Raw genomic sequence first — 14450 nt, forward strand, 5'->3', positions numbered from 1 at the left:
AATAGCTTATCAGGATGGTTATACTCTAAGCTCGTCCTGCTGCTCGGGAGAATAATCCTAGGATGAAAACAAACAATGCAGCACCTATTATGGCTGGAATTACAGCAAATCCACCAATGACAGGTCCCCAGTTACCTAAAATCAGTGAGCCTAGCCATGCCCCAACAAAGCCTGCAACCATAGAACCGATCAAGCCACCTGGCATACTGTTTTTAACTAAGGCGTCGCCGATAATGCCAATGACGATAGCCATAATAATCATGATGATAAAATGCAACATATCAATCACTCCTTACTTTGTAATTTATCTGTAGTAGCGACTATTGTAAGGTTTCAAATTTCATCACCTTGAAACCTTAATTAAATCAGAATTTTCGAACTTATTTGTTCTAGTTTGCTTCTGTTTGGAGATAACGTCTACAAGAATTTGCAACCGGCTTCGAAGCGGTATCCGGCTCCATACCCCAGCTCTACATCTCATAAGCACTCCTCCATTCCTGTTTTATTTATTTTCGGTTGTAGCATGAATATAACCAAGTGTTCTTTAATTTGAAACAGGTTATCTTATCATAAATGAAGCAACACTCGCGCTATCAGAAATAGATCGCATAAAAAAACACGCTATTACATAACGTGTCTTCTCTATTTTTTTGAAGCAATATGACCTGTCGATAATAGATCGCGCAGCTTTTTAACCGCTCTTTTTTGGATACGGCATACACTCATCTGTGAAATCCCCAATTCATTAGCAATCGTTCGCTGTGAAAGACCATCTATGTATGCAGAATATATGACTTTTTGTTCCTCTTCTTTTAATTGCTCTAACGCCTCTCTTAAATCTAACTGATTTTCGAGCGCTCCAAAATCGTCCACTGGGGAACTGACTAAATCTCCAATTGTTGACCCGCCCTCGTCTGTACTTAGAGGAGCATCAAGAGAAGTTAGTTGGTAATACTCACGACCAGCTAATACCTCAATTGCTTCTTCTACAGACATTTCCATTTTATCAGCAATCTCCCCAACGTCTGGAGATCGCTCCAATGTAATGGTTAACTCATCAATAACCTGTTGAATACGTGCGCCTTTTTCCTTAATGCGACGTGGCACCTGAACATACCAAGATTTATCTCTCAAATAATTTTTCATATGCCCAATTAAACTTTTCATCGCATAAGGTTCAAAAGCAAATCCTAAACTAGCATCAAATTGCTCTAATGAGCGGAGTAACGATATCTGCCCAATCTGATATAAATCCTCATAAAAATCCCGACAGTTACGAGAGATCTTTTTAGCCGCCATTTTAATCATAGAATCATAATTCATTAATAAATCTGTAGCCAGTTCTTGGCAGCCTGTATCCTGATACCTTCGTATCTTTTCCAGATCACTCTCTACTATCCCGGGAGATGACGCTAACATTGGATTCTGCTGCATGCGTATTCCCTCCTAGACTTCCGCCGAGCCATTTAGTAAGTACCACCTCTGTACCATGATCATTTGATACCTCTACCTCATCCATCAGTGCCTGCATCATGTAAATTCCTAATCCGCCAGCCTTAATATCCGCTATTTCTTTATCATGTAAAGAGTCCGCCTTTTCAGACACCGTTTGATAATCAAAGCTCTCTCCATAGTCTTTAATGACAATGCGCAGGCTATCGGGAGCCGTCTCGAATGCAACGTCAATAAAACCTTCTTCCATTCCTGCATAGGCATGAACAATAACATTATTACAAGCTTCTGATACAGCTACTTTCATATCCTCAATTTCTTCAAAAGAAAAGCCCATTCTGGTTGCTAATCCATATAAAGAAAGCCGAACTACATCGATAAAGTCAGCATGAGCAGGTATGGTCATACGGACTAATTTATTTTGAGCAATCATGCCGTTCCTCCTGTCTTATCCATACGTGATTCCTTTTGTGGCATTAAAAACTTCGTAATTCCAATCATATCGAATAAACGCTGGGTCTTAGGAGAAACTTCCTCTACATTCAAAGTTGTTCCCATTTCATTTCGCATTTTGAGAAAGGAAATAATAATTCCTATCCCTGTGCTATCGATATATCGTAAATCTCGTAGATTTAAGGTTAATGTTTTGTCCTTTTGTATAACGAGGGGCTCTAAAACCGTTCGAAAATAAGGAGCCATGGATAAATCAAGCTGGCCCTGCAGAAATACAATTGTCCCTGACTCGGTTTCCTGCTGCGTCACCTCAAAAATATTCGTTGGGTTCATTCTCTTTATCACCTCTGCATTAATAACTGATGTTATCATGTAACCACATTTATCTGCTATTGAATCAGTCGAAAAGCATTTCATCCATCTCTTTGACGATATGAAAGATTGGGAGAATCCCACCTAATGAGATTCCCCCATGCGCTTTTTCATCCTTGCGCTTTCATTTGGTTTAACTTGGTTTCGCCACTACTAATACGCGTCCCTCGTCCAATTCACGCTCATAACGCTCCGCTTCTAATTTACTTAATCCTAGCGATTCCATTTTAGAGCGCAATTCATCTCCACGAGAACGGAATAAATTACCGATGCTGCCCAATACTCCTTCCTCGCGTACTCCTATTTCCTGGGTTTCTGTAGTTTCGGCAAGGGTGTGGGTCCGCTTTTCATCATGGGCTAGTACATAAATTTGATCAGGAGCGTATCCCAAACGGTCGAACTGTTGAATAACCTCTCTCACTTGTACTCCGTTTTCTACTACATGAACGTGTGGTACCATTGTTCATTCCTCCTTCAAATGTTTATGTTTCTTGCTTGCTCTTTCCTTACCCTAGCTTTTTTTAACTGAAACAAAAAATATCGGCAATGAAACTGCTCTTACTTGTTTGTTTCAGTAATCTATTAGTTGGGTAAAAAGTAAGCACTCACCCCTAAAAACAGCGCAACGAAAGCATCCACTCCTTTTCACCGTCGCTATAACCAAGGGATTATCGAGAGTTAGCCTAGATGATCAATATAAGGAGGAATTTCCAATGAACAAGTCTACATGGATAGCAATGGGTGCTGTGGCGTTTGTTGCAGCCGTAACACCAGCAGTCGCCAAGTATATGCATACCTGGTGGAAAAAAGAACAAGATAAAAAGGCAATCGACATTACTGATGCAAATCGCGAAGAGTCGTCCTCGAAAAAAGAAGAGCAAAACTCGCCGCAGAAACAACCAAAACCCGTTTACCATACCTTTTCATAAAACATAACCGCATCGTTTTGCAACTGCATGAAAAAGAGCAGGTTAACTTTTTAAAGACACCTGCTCTTTTTTCTGTATTCATATAGTCTGGTTGTATCATATTTGTGCTAGCTTATCGCTAAACTCTCTCTCCTATCTACTGCCTGAAAATTGCTCTTCTTCTGTTGAGCCATGCAGGGCTGTCGTGGAAGAAGTGCCGCCTGAGATGACTTGAGCGACTTCATCGAAATAGCCTGTGCCCACTTCACGTTGATGTCTTGTTGCGGTATATCCCTTCTGCTCACTAGCAAACTCTGCTTGCTGTAACTCAGAGTATGCTGCCATACCTCGATCCCGATAGCCGTGAGCTAGCTCAAACATACTGTGGTTAAGCGCATGGAAACCAGCTAGAGTAACAAATTGGAACTTATACCCCATCTTACCGATTTCCTGCTGGAAGGAAGCGATGGTCTCTTCATCTAGTTTCTTTTCCCAATTGAAGGATGGAGAACAATTATAGGCTAATAACTTATTGGGATATTTCTCATGAATCGCTTCGGCAAAACGTCTAGCTTCTTCTAAATTAGGTTCAGATGTCTCGCACCAAATAAGATCCGCATAAGGCGCATATGCCAGTCCTCTGGCAATCGCTGCATCTAGTCCTCCACGTATTTGATAGAATCCTTCTGCTGTACGATCCCCTGTCAAAAATTCCTGATCGCGCGGATCAACATCGCTGGTTAGCAGATAAGCCCCATTGGCATCAGTACGAGCTATCACGATGGTTGGCACACCCATCACATCCGCGGCAAATCGCGCAGCTATTAAATTTCTAACGGCTGCCTGAGTAGGAATTAAAACTTTTCCCCCCATATGACCACATTTTTTCTCGGAGGCTAATTGATCCTCAAAATGAACACCTGCTGCACCCGCTTCAATCATAGCTTTCATTAATTCAAATACATTAAGTGGTCCACCAAACCCTGCTTCCGCATCAGCTATGATTGGTGCGAACCAATTGATATCTTCCTTTCCTTCTGAATGAGAAATTTGATCGGCCCGCTGGAACGCTTGATTAATTCTTTTTACCACTTGTGGGACACTGTTAGCTGGATATAAGCTCTGATCGGGATACATGTGACCAGAAAGGTTGGCATCAGCAGCGACTTGCCATCCGCTTAAATAAATAGCTTTTAACCCAGCCTTCACTTGCTGGATCGCTTGATTCCCTGTTAAAGCTCCCAAAGCATGGACATAATCCTCCGTATGCAGCAGATTCCAAAGTCGATCCGCCCCGAGCTTTGCCAAGGTATGCTCGACTTGAATGGAACCGCGTAAGCGAACTACTTCCTCAGCCGAGTATGGTCTTGTAATTCCTTCCCAACGTTTAGACTCCCAAGACTGCTCCAAATCCTTTATCTGCTTCAATTTAGTCATTTTTCCCCACTCCTCTTTATTTTTAGATGTACTCATACGCTGGTATTGTAATGAAAGGCATAAATTCTTCTGCCTGAACAACTTCTTTAAACAAAGCAATCGCTCGTGAAAACTCTCCCGCCTCAAAACGTTCGGGACCAATTTTCTGCTTTAAGACAGCGATTTCCTCATGGATCAATTCCTCTACCAATTCCCATGTAATTTTGCGGCTATCTATTAATTTTCCATTTGGATGCCGAATCCACTGCCAGACTTGAGCACGAGATATTTCCGCCGTAGCCGCATCCTCCATGAGGTTATTAATTGGTACTGCTCCCATTCCCCTCAGCCATGCCTCTATATATTGGATAGCGACGCTAATATTTGTCCGTAACCCCTGCTCTGTAATCGTCCCCTCTGGAACAGCAAGCAGGTCTGCCGCACATACCTGTACATCGGTTCTCTTTTGATGCAATTGGTTAGCAGAAGGCATGATTTGATCAAATACACTCATTGCAACTGGGACCAGACCAGGATGCGCAACCCATGTGCCATCGTGACCAGCCAGTGCCTCCCTTTCTTTGTCGAGCCTTACCTTCTCAAAAGCTGCTTCATTAGCTAACACATCATTTCGAACAGGAATTTGTGCTGCCATTCCTCCCATCGCATGAGCATTACGTTTATGACACGTCTGAATGGTTAGATCGCAATAAGCTTTCATAAAAGGAACAGACATGGTTACTTGAGCGCGGTCAGGAAAGATAATATTGTTGTTTTTGCAGAATTTTTTGATAAAACTAAAAATATAATCCCAGCGTCCACAGTTCAGTCCAGCACTGTGATCCCGCAGTTCATACAAAATTTCATCCATTTCAAAGCTTGCAAGAATTGTTTCTATAAGCACTGTCGCTTTAATCGTTCCTTGTTCAATTCCTAGTCTTTGCTGAGCAAATATAAAAACATCATTCCATAGCCTTGCTTCTTCGTGCCCTTCTATTTTCGGAAGATAAAAATACGGGCCTGATCCTATTTCCAAAAGCTTTTTAGCATTGTGATAAAAATAGAGACCAAAATCCACTAGACCAGCTGACATAGGTTGACCATCTACACAAATATGCTTCTCCTGTAAATGCCAGCCGCGCGGTCTCACTAACAACGTAGTGATCTGCTCATTTAATTGATATACTTTCCCTTCTTTACTAGTAAAAGAAATCGTGCGATTAATGGCATCTCTCATGTTGATTTGACCTTCTATCGTATTTCTCCAAGAAGGGGAATTGGCATCCTCAAAATCGGCCATAAAAGCTTTAGCACCTGAATTGCAAGCATTGATGACCATTTTCCGATCTGAGGTAGGACCAGTAATTTCAACCCGACGATCCTGTAAATCAGCGGGAATAGGAGCAATCGTCCAATCCGCTTCTCGAATGTCTTTGGTTTCCTCTAAAAAGTGAGGCATTTTCCCTTGGTCAAATTCCTGTTGTCGTTTTTCTCTTTTTACCAAAAGTTCCTGTCGTCTCGCTTCAAATAATCTTGATAGCTCAGCTAGAAAAGCTACTGCATCTGGTGTCAATATTTCTAGATAACGTTCATTCATCTCTCCGGTAATTTGAACGCCAGTTGGATACGGTTGAATTTCAGTTAAAATTCTTTCCATTTTCAACACTCCCCTCCGTATAACTGCCTCAATTATTCAACTAATCCTGATCCACTACATGTACAACAACTTATGAAACCATGTCCCTGGCATGAGACACAGTAACCTCCCTCGTGTGTATGCCCCCTCCCCTTGCAATGTGGGCAATCGTTTTCGCCATTTCCATTACATTTGTAGCAGTCCATCTTGCATCCTCCTTATCCTGTGTAAATCTGTATTATAACAATCGAGGTTTATATAAATTAATATATAACAGTTAATTCCGAATTGGCAATCTTTTTTATATTTATTTTCCAATAAATTGTTTTTTATCATAAAAAATCCTTAATCCAATAGCTTTTTTACACTCAAACTCACAAAAAAAACTGGTAGCCGCCTTTTAAATAGACGACTGCCAGTTATGCTTTTACCTATGAAGTTTATTGCTAACACTCAAACTGTACTTATACAGCTATTTCTTAGCCATAATTCGATCGATTCCACCCATGTAAGGACGCAATGCTTCTGGAATTACAACAGAACCATCTTCCTGTTGGAAGTTTTCCAGTATAGCTGCTACTGTACGACCTAATGCCAAGCCAGAGCCATTCATTGTATGCACGAATTCAGGCTTGCTTTTTGCATCGCGACGGAAGCGAATATTGGCACGACGAGCTTGGAAATCCTCAAAATTGGAACAAGAAGAAATCTCACGGTACGTGCTATAGCTTGGAAGCCATACTTCCAAATCGTATTTTTTCGCAGCTGTAAATCCAAGATCACCTGTACACATGCTCATGACACGATATGGCAGGCCAAGCATTTGCAACACGGTTTCCGCATTGTTTACCAGCTTTTCCAGCTCTTCATATGAATCCTCAGGTTTCACGAACTTCACAAGTTCAACTTTATTAAACTGATGCTGGCGAATCAATCCACGTGTATCACGTCCAGCTGACCCTGCTTCAGAACGGAAGCATGCACTAAATGCATTATATTTAATCGGAAGTTGAGCCACATCAAGGATCTCGTCACGATGCATATTTGTAACAGGTACCTCAGAGGTTGGGATCAAGAAATAATCTACCCCATCAATCTTAAAAGCATCCTCTTCAAACTTAGGCAGTTGCCCTGTCCCTGTCATGCTAGCGCGATTAACCATATATGGCGGCAATACTTCTTCGTATCCATGCTTGTCTGCATGAAGATCCATCATGAAGTTGATTAGGGCACGTTCTAAGCGAGCACCCATTCCTTTATAGAAAACAAAACGGCTTCCCGTTACTTTAGAGGCTGTTTCAAAATCAAGAATACCCAACGCATCGGCTACCTCCCAATGCGGCTTTGGTTCAAAACTGAAGGTCGAAGCCTCTCCCCACACACGATGCACTACATTGTCATCTTCAGTTGTACCTATTGGCGTGCTTTCATGCGGCAAATTAGGAAGGCTTAATAAAATGATAGTGAGCTGTTCATCTAAATTGCGCAACTCTTCATCCAATGCCTTAATGCGTTCATTCACTTGTTTCATCTCAGAAATCAAATGATCTGCATTCTCTTTATTACGCTTTAATACAGCTACCTGCTCTGATACTGTATTACGTTTATTTTTTAGCGTATCCCCTTCTTGAATAAGCTGTCTACGTTTTTCATCCACTTCAGCAAACTGATCCAGTGCGGAGATATCCTCGTTACGGTGCGCCAATCGACGTCTTACTTCTTCAAGATCCTGACGCAGTATTTTTACGTCTAACATGTAAAACCCCTCCAAATTTTAGACAAAATAAAAAACACCCATCCCACCTACCAGGGACGAATGTTAACTCCGCGTTGCCACCCTCATTGATAAGCCATATCACTCTGACATAGTTAAGCAAGCTGGTCTTATCCTCTTCATTCCACGTAAATAACGGTACGCGAGACCGGGCAAAGTTATGTCCTTTACCACTCAAAGATGGATTCTTCTGCCCATTGGGTCGATTCGCACCAACCATCGACTCTCTTAACCAATTAAAACAGAGTACTATTTCTTATCAACATGTTTTTTATGGGTGTTTTTCTTGTTATTAAATGTACTACATGATGTAAGCAATTGCAATCAATGCTCTATGTCCATTTTACACGCTCTGTTTTATTTTGAAAAGAAGAAAGCACCCTATACGGATGCTTTCCCTGTTGTTTGATATTCTTTCACCATGTCTAAAAAATATTTATGCAATCGATAATCATCTGTTAGTTCTGGATGAAAGGATGCCGCTAAAAATTGCCCTTGGCGAGCCGCTACGATATTGTCTTCATGCTTCGCCAGCACTTCACCCTTATTGCCGATTTTCAGGATAAGAGGCGCACGGATAAAGACCGCTGGAAAGTCGGAAGCTACGCCAGCGATTGGCATCTTGATTTCAAAGCTTTCCTTTTGCCGCCCAAAAGCATTTCGCGCTACCTTCATATCCATTAAACCTAGATGGGCTTCTGGTGCATGTTCAATTTCATTTGCAATTAAGATAGCGCCTGCGCATGTTCCAAAGACAGGCTTCTTCTCATTTGCAAACTGACGAATCGCATCCATAAAGCCGTATTTATGCATGAGCTTACTAATTGTTGTACTCTCGCCACCGGGAATGATCAAGCCATCTATCTCAGATAGCTCGTCCACCTTTTTAATTGCGATTGCTTCTGCACCTGCCAACTCAAGCATGCGCATATGTTCTGCAACCGCACCCTGTAGGGCGAGAACACCGATTCTTGGCTTACTCATATTACCAGCCGCGCTCCTGCATGCGCTCAGCCTGCGGCAACTTAGAAATTTCGATTCCTGTCATCGCAGAACCAAGGTCTTTCGAAACGCGTGCAATCAATTCGTAATCTGTATAGTGTGTAGTCGCTTCTACAATAGCACGAGCGAATTTTTCAGGATTCTCGGACTTAAAGATACCGGAACCTACAAATACGCCGTCTGCGCCTAATTGCATCATCAAAGCAGCATCAGAAGGTGTAGCAACACCACCAGCCGCGAAGTTTACAACAGGAAGCTTTCCTGTTTTGTGAATTTGCTCTAACAATTCATACGGAGCTCCAAGATTTTTCGCTTCAGCCATTAATTCATCATAAGACATGCTTTGCACTTTACGGATTTGTGATTGCATCGTACGCATATGGCGAACAGCCTCAACAATGTTTCCTGTTCCTGGCTCCCCTTTTGTACGAATCATAGATGCACCTTCTCCGATACGACGAAGAGCTTCACCCAAATCACGCGCCCCACAAACAAATGGCACTGTGAAATCTTTTTTATTAATATGGTACAAGTCATCAGCAGGAGTAAGTACTTCGCTTTCATCAAGATAATCTACTCCCATAGATTCAAGGACACGTGCTTCTACAAAATGACCAATACGTGCTTTTGCCATTACAGGAATCGTAACCGCTTTTAATACTTCCTCTACAATTCCTAGATCAGCCATGCGCGCTACGCCACCGGCCGCACGAATATCAGATGGAACGCGTTCCAGTGCCATAACGGCTACTGCACCCGCAGCTTCCGCAATTTTAGCTTGCTCGGCGTTAACAACGTCCATAATTACGCCGCCTTTTTGCATTTCTGCCATTCCACGTTTAACACGATCTGTACCTACCTGTACCATCAGTGAGCCTCCCCTATAAGTGAACATCCCTACAAAAGGATTAGATTTGCAACATTGTTTTTATTGTAAACCAATCAGAAAAAGTAGACAACATATCTTGACAGAATATTTGCCTTCTTTTAAAGTTCTGCCATCCGCAGCACTACCTCTGCTTGATTAGCCAACAATACTTTTAAACAGATTAGCGATAAATTCGAAGATACTTCTAAAGAAGAGGCGAATCCAGCTGCCTTCTTCTACATCCTCAGCAGCTATTAAATCTACTCCGCCCTTTTGATTGCTTGGCATCAAATAATCGCTTTTTCCTTCTGTATCAAGGTAGACGGTTCCAATCACGTCACCTTTTTTAATAGGCGCGGTCAAAGGTTTATATTCTACACGCGGCGTTACTTTCGCTTCTTCTCCGATTTTACCCACAACATTAACAGATTTAGCGGTAACAGCCGGAACCTCTAGAGATACGCCCTTTTTAAGTGGCGCATTTTCAAATCCTGGAACAGGTACGCCTTTTCCCAGTTTTTCTGTAGTTTTGTAGGTGCTATAGCCATAATTTAATAACTTTTTGGTTTCTTCAAAACGGCTTGTTTTTGTTTTAGCTCCCATGACAACTGTGATCAAGCGCATTCCATCACGATAAGCCGTTCCCGTAAAGCAAAATTGTGCTGCATCCGTATAACCAGTTTTAAGACCATCTACTCCAAGCGTTTCATTCGGCAAGCCTGGAAGCATCCAGTTATTGTTTGCTAGCTTGATTTCGTCTTTTTGACCTTCACGGAACACCCAGCGCGGGATTTTAGAAATTTCTAATGCCTCAGGATAATCACTCACTAAACGATCTGCCAAGATAGCTGCATCACGTGCAGACATCACATTATCCTTGCTTGTATCCGCTGGTTTATAAGGTCCTAATTCATTAGCAGGCAATCCAGTGGATGTAACAAAAAACGTATTTTTCATCCCAAGCTCTTGGGCTTTTTTATTCATCATGTCTACAAAGTTGGATTCAGTTCCACCAATCTTTTCTGCTAACAGGGCTGTAGCATCGTTAGCAGAGGCAATCGCCATAGCTTTATATAGTTCACTTACCTTGTGACTTTCCCCAGCATTTAAGTACACGCCAGAGGAATCTTTCTTTTTGGCAATAAAGAAAGCATAGTCACTAACAGGTACAAGTTCATCTTGCTTAATTTTACCTTTTTTAATAGCCTCTAATACCAGATACTCTGTCATCATTTTAGTCATACTAGCTGGTGGTAATGGCTGATCTGGGTTTTTACTGTACAAAACCTTTCCCGTTGATGCCTCGACTAAAATTGCTGAACTCGCCACTAGATCAAGATTGGCAGCCGTCTCAGCAGCAGAAGCCTGCATTGCTCCCCCCACAATGGATAGCATACCAATTGCACCAGCCAATAAAAGTTTGCTTACTCTTGCTGTCCATTTGTGCATCATGTCTACAATCACTCCCCCTACTTTTAAAAATATCCTTTTTTTCTTTTTTCCTGTTGAACACAGTCTTTAGTCTATCATACTAAAAGCCGTTGTTTGAAGAGCACCAGACGCATCTCCATGAGAAAAAGGACTGGTAATCCTAGCCAACTGAAAAACCTCTCTTTTAACCTGACGTTCCAAAAGGATGTTTGGATTCAGATTTTCTTTTTTTATTTAGAACATCGTTTCGAATTCTGCAATCCTATATGGTAATGAGCTACTATACGACATATATTCTAGTCTTTGGTTTGTATAAAAAACAAAAGGACTCCCAAATGGAAAGCCCTTTTGTCTTACCTTGCTTTTTAGCTTGGTAAAGCGATCGTTGCCCTATCCTTATGAAATAGAGTAGTTTGGAGATTCTTTTGTAATTTGAACATCATGCGGATGGCTTTCGCGCAAGCCTGCACCAGTAATACGAACGAAAGTAGACTTGTCACGTAAATCAGCAATGGTTGCCGCTCCACAATAGCCCATACCAGCTCTTAGACCACCAACAAGCTGATATACAACATCAGCCAAAGGCCCTTTATAAGCTACGCGTCCTTCAATACCTTCAGGAACAAGCTTCTGAGCATTCTCCTGGAAGTAACGATCTTTACTTCCCGCTTTCATAGCGCCAATGGAGCCCATTCCGCGATAAACTTTAAAACGGCGTCCTTGATAAATTTCAAATTCACCCGGAGATTCATCTGTACCTGCAAACAAACTACCAATCATGATAACAGATGCACCAGCACCTATAGCTTTTGCTAGGTCACCAGAGTATTTAATACCACCATCAGCGATGACTGGAATATTATATTGACGTGCTGCAGTCGCACATTCATAAATCGCTGTGATTTGTGGAACCCCAATACCGGCAACAACACGAGTCGTACAAATGGAACCAGGACCAATTCCCACTTTAATAACAGAAGCGCCTGCTTCAATCAGATCCTTCGTAGCTTGTCCAGTAGCGACGTTACCAGCAATAATCGTTAAATCAGGGTAAAGACTGCGGACCTTCTTAACGGTCTCTAGAACCCCTTTAGAATGGCCGTGAGCTGTATCAATAACTAGTACATCAATTCCTGCTTGTACTAAAGCTTCTGTACGCTCAAATGTATCATTGGATACCCCTACTGCTGCCCCGCAAAGCAATCGTCCTTGCTCATCCTTCGCTGCATTTGGATATTGAATAAGCTTTTCGATATCCTTAATCGTAATAAGCCCTTTTAAGACATTATTTTCATCTACCAAAGGTAGCTTTTCGATTTTATGCTTCTGTAAAATTTGTTCAGCTTCTGGCAATGTAGTGCCTACAGGTGCTGTAACTAGATTTTCTTTAGTCATTACTTCTTTGACCATGATGGAGAAGTCATGTACAAAACGTAGATCACGATTTGTTAAAATACCAATCAATTGGTTTTGATCGTTAACGATTGGTACACCGGAAATACGATATTTACCCATGAGGGCATCTGCATCTGCAACAGTGTGGTTTTCAGTTAACGAAAATGGGTTTGTAATAACACCACTTTCAGAGCGCTTTACGCGATCTACCTCACTTGCTTGCTGTTCAATGGTCATATTTTTATGAATGATACCTAGACCGCCTTGACGAGCCATTGCAATAGCAAGTGCAGATTCGGTTACTGTATCCATACCGGCGCTGATTAATGGTATGTTGAGTTTCACCTTTTTGCTTAATACTGTGGATACATTAACGTCTTTTGGAAGCACTTCTGATTTAGCTGGTACCAATAATACATCATCAAAAGTTAAGCCTTCCTTAGCAAACTTATTTTCCCACACGGTTCAAGGACCCCTTTCAGCCGAAAATCTTTTCATCAGTGTAGCAAACGGCTCAATTTAATGTCAAGGAATGCTTATATTGTTCGCTTTTATAGGAGAAAATATAAATGTTTCTTAGATTCCATAAGAATATCATTTATAAAAGTGAATATTCGGAAAATAAAGGAGTAATTTCTTCCATGTCTCTTCAAGATGTCTGGCAACAGCTTTCTATTATGGAAACAGAACCTACTTCACGATCTTTTCTTACAGCCTCTTACCATAGAATAGGCTTACAAAATCCTGAAAAACATGCCTTTCAAAACAGTACTCGTTTTTTATATACCTGGATGCAGGCTAGACATTATTATGAAATGGCTGCGAAAAGCTCTTTATTAATCAAGCCTCTCCTATTATTTTACGGATGCGCTCATTTACTCAAGGGTCTAATCCTTGCCAAAGATCCAGATTATCCCCAGAACAGTCGCATGCTACAGCATGGTGTTACAGCACGAAAAGTTAAAAAAAATCCTTACCATTTATTAGATGATGAAATGAAACCCCAAAAGGAAGGCTTCTTTCCACATCTATGTCGACTCCTTTCGATCCATCCCATATCGGATCGTTATCGAGTAAGTGATCTTTTCTTATCAATACCTGATCTTCGTGAGGAAATGGAGCATTTTCAAAAACCAAGTCCTTGGGTCGCTGTATCAATCATGACAGAGCGACCCTTTGTGTTTGCTCTGCCTCATGCTAGCCAAGGGGCACTCTCTTATTCAGACGAAACCTTGCAGCATTATTTAAATCGTCTATTTCCTGCTACTAATAACCAAGGAACCTCCGGAAGCTTTCCTTTATTCTGTACCCTTAGACAAAATACCGATAAAGCTAGGTTCGCTCTTCCTTCAACTTCATCTATTTCGAATCAGGAACGACTTTTTGAGTGTGATGACCGAGTGTCTCTGTTTGAGCATCCCCTCTTTTCAATGGATCAGAATAGAAATGTTTATCTTTGGAATGATATCGAGAATCATCCTGTTCCCCAATTTGCAAATCATTATTTACTGCTCTATGGTCTAAGCATGCTTTGTCGCTATGAAAGCGAATTATGGGGAGATCTAGTATTGTCACATCAGTATGCAGAAAAATTATTAATAGATAGGTTCTGCAAGTATCATATGGGAATTTTCCCATACATGGTAGAACAGCAATTACAACTCCTTAAATAATCTGTTCACACACCAAAAAAGCTAGTTACCATTTATGGTAGCTAGCTTCTATCTTTATTCCCTGAAAACT

General features: G+C 41.3%; 14 protein-coding genes and 1 other annotated feature. Of the genes, 2 read left to right on the forward strand and 12 right to left on the reverse strand.

All coding sequences use genetic code 11. The features are described from left to right. Positions 1-25: 25 nt before the first annotated feature. The 5 genes from AYJ08_RS19465 to AYJ08_RS19485 all read right to left on the reverse strand — a co-directional run bounded on the left by AYJ08_RS19465 (position 26) and on the right by AYJ08_RS19485 (position 2737). Positions 26-280, reverse strand: coding sequence for a GlsB/YeaQ/YmgE family stress response membrane protein (locus tag AYJ08_RS19465; protein WP_064019078.1), 255 nt, complete (start codon positions 278-280; stop codon positions 26-28). A gap of 362 nt (positions 281-642) precedes the next feature. Continuing rightward, on the reverse strand, positions 643-1434 hold the full coding sequence (locus AYJ08_RS19470) for a sigma-70 family RNA polymerase sigma factor (RefSeq protein ID WP_197490757.1): 792 nt from the start codon (positions 1432-1434) through the stop codon (positions 643-645). Then, positions 1385-1885, reverse strand: coding sequence for an anti-sigma B factor RsbW (gene rsbW, locus AYJ08_RS19475; RefSeq protein ID WP_003333948.1), 501 nt, complete (start codon positions 1883-1885; stop codon positions 1385-1387). Before rsbW ends, AYJ08_RS19470 begins: the two co-directional genes overlap by 50 nt. Beyond that, positions 1882-2238: an STAS domain-containing protein gene (locus tag AYJ08_RS19480; RefSeq protein ID WP_003343375.1), complete on the reverse strand. Its 357-nt coding sequence runs from the start codon at positions 2236-2238 to the stop codon at positions 1882-1884. Before AYJ08_RS19480 ends, rsbW begins: the two co-directional genes overlap by 4 nt. Before the next feature lie 172 nt (positions 2239-2410). Further along, positions 2411-2737 carry a YflT domain-containing protein gene (locus AYJ08_RS19485; RefSeq protein WP_064019079.1) on the reverse strand — a complete coding sequence of 109 codons (327 nt, stop codon included), beginning with the start codon at positions 2735-2737 and terminating at the stop codon, positions 2411-2413. Positions 2738-2990: 253 nt separating this feature from the next. Between AYJ08_RS19485 and AYJ08_RS19490 the strand changes: the two genes are divergently transcribed. Next, complete coding sequence (locus AYJ08_RS19490; protein WP_064019080.1) at positions 2991-3206, forward strand: hypothetical protein; 216 nt, start codon at positions 2991-2993, stop codon at positions 3204-3206. A gap of 132 nt (positions 3207-3338) precedes the next feature. On the opposite strand, the gene aceA is transcribed toward AYJ08_RS19490, so the two are convergent. The 7 genes from aceA to guaB all read right to left on the reverse strand — a co-directional run bounded on the left by aceA (position 3339) and on the right by guaB (position 13169). Beyond that, a complete protein-coding gene (gene aceA / locus AYJ08_RS19495) occupies positions 3339-4622 on the reverse strand; it encodes an isocitrate lyase (RefSeq protein WP_064019081.1) in 1284 nt (427 codons plus the stop codon). A gap of 22 nt (positions 4623-4644) precedes the next feature. Then, complete coding sequence (aceB, locus tag AYJ08_RS19500) at positions 4645-6258, reverse strand: malate synthase A (RefSeq protein WP_064019082.1); 1614 nt, start codon at positions 6256-6258, stop codon at positions 4645-4647. 451 nt (positions 6259-6709) lie between these two features. Continuing rightward, positions 6710-7993, reverse strand: a complete 1284-nt coding sequence (serS, locus tag AYJ08_RS19505; protein WP_064019083.1) for a serine--tRNA ligase — start codon at positions 7991-7993, stop codon at positions 6710-6712. Positions 7994-8042: 49 nt separating this feature from the next. After that, positions 8043-8283: a binding site (T-box leader), on the reverse strand. A gap of 109 nt (positions 8284-8392) precedes the next feature. Next, on the reverse strand, positions 8393-8995 hold the full coding sequence (gene pdxT, locus AYJ08_RS19515; RefSeq protein WP_064019085.1) for a pyridoxal 5'-phosphate synthase glutaminase subunit PdxT: 603 nt from the start codon (positions 8993-8995) through the stop codon (positions 8393-8395). A 1-nt stretch (position 8996) separates the two neighbouring features. After that, complete coding sequence (gene pdxS / locus AYJ08_RS19520; RefSeq protein WP_003333956.1) at positions 8997-9881, reverse strand: pyridoxal 5'-phosphate synthase lyase subunit PdxS; 885 nt, start codon at positions 9879-9881, stop codon at positions 8997-8999. Positions 9882-10037: 156 nt separating this feature from the next. Continuing rightward, positions 10038-11333 carry a D-alanyl-D-alanine carboxypeptidase family protein gene (locus AYJ08_RS19525; protein WP_064019086.1) on the reverse strand — a complete coding sequence of 432 codons (1296 nt, stop codon included), beginning with the start codon at positions 11331-11333 and terminating at the stop codon, positions 10038-10040. 375 nt (positions 11334-11708) lie between these two features. Next, on the reverse strand, positions 11709-13169 hold the full coding sequence (gene guaB / locus AYJ08_RS19530) for an IMP dehydrogenase (RefSeq protein WP_064019087.1): 1461 nt from the start codon (positions 13167-13169) through the stop codon (positions 11709-11711). Between the two features lie 179 nt (positions 13170-13348). Between guaB and AYJ08_RS19535 the strand changes: the two genes are divergently transcribed. Then, positions 13349-14380 (forward strand): YaaC family protein, encoded by a 1032-nt coding sequence (locus AYJ08_RS19535; RefSeq protein ID WP_064019092.1) that lies wholly within the window; start codon positions 13349-13351, stop codon positions 14378-14380. Positions 14381-14450: the final 70 nt, after the last annotated feature.

This window comes from Brevibacillus sp. SKDU10, assembly GCF_001645205.1.
In the GTDB taxonomy this organism is placed as follows: Bacteria; Bacillota; Bacilli; order Brevibacillales; family Brevibacillaceae; genus Brevibacillus_B; species Brevibacillus_B halotolerans.

Excerpts from the sequence above, each read along its gene's own strand:
- AYJ08_RS19485 (WP_064019079.1), bottom strand. The coding sequence starts at position 2,737 with ATGGTACCACACGTTCATGTAGTAGAAAACGGAGTACAAGTGAGAGAG.
- aceB (WP_064019082.1), bottom strand. The coding sequence starts at position 6,258 with ATGGAAAGAATTTTAACTGAAATTCAACCGTATCCAACTGGCGTTCAA.
- AYJ08_RS19490 (WP_064019080.1), top strand. The coding sequence starts at position 2,991 with ATGAACAAGTCTACATGGATAGCAATGGGTGCTGTGGCGTTTGTTGCA.
- serS (WP_064019083.1), bottom strand. The coding sequence starts at position 7,993 with ATGTTAGACGTAAAAATACTGCGTCAGGATCTTGAAGAAGTAAGACGT.
- aceA (WP_064019081.1), bottom strand. The coding sequence starts at position 4,622 with ATGACTAAATTGAAGCAGATAAAGGATTTGGAGCAGTCTTGGGAGTCT.
- pdxT (WP_064019085.1), bottom strand. The coding sequence starts at position 8,995 with ATGAGTAAGCCAAGAATCGGTGTTCTCGCCCTACAGGGTGCGGTTGCA.
- AYJ08_RS19465 (WP_064019078.1), bottom strand. The coding sequence starts at position 280 with ATGTTGCATTTTATCATCATGATTATTATGGCTATCGTCATTGGCATT.
- AYJ08_RS19535 (WP_064019092.1), top strand. The coding sequence starts at position 13,349 with ATGTCTCTTCAAGATGTCTGGCAACAGCTTTCTATTATGGAAACAGAA.
- AYJ08_RS19470 (WP_197490757.1), bottom strand. The coding sequence starts at position 1,434 with ATGCAGCAGAATCCAATGTTAGCGTCATCTCCCGGGATAGTAGAGAGT.
- AYJ08_RS19480 (WP_003343375.1), bottom strand. The coding sequence starts at position 2,238 with ATGAACCCAACGAATATTTTTGAGGTGACGCAGCAGGAAACCGAGTCA.
- rsbW (WP_003333948.1), bottom strand. The coding sequence starts at position 1,885 with ATGATTGCTCAAAATAAATTAGTCCGTATGACCATACCTGCTCATGCT.
- AYJ08_RS19525 (WP_064019086.1), bottom strand. The coding sequence starts at position 11,333 with ATGATGCACAAATGGACAGCAAGAGTAAGCAAACTTTTATTGGCTGGT.
- pdxS (WP_003333956.1), bottom strand. The coding sequence starts at position 9,881 with ATGGTACAGGTAGGTACAGATCGTGTTAAACGTGGAATGGCAGAAATG.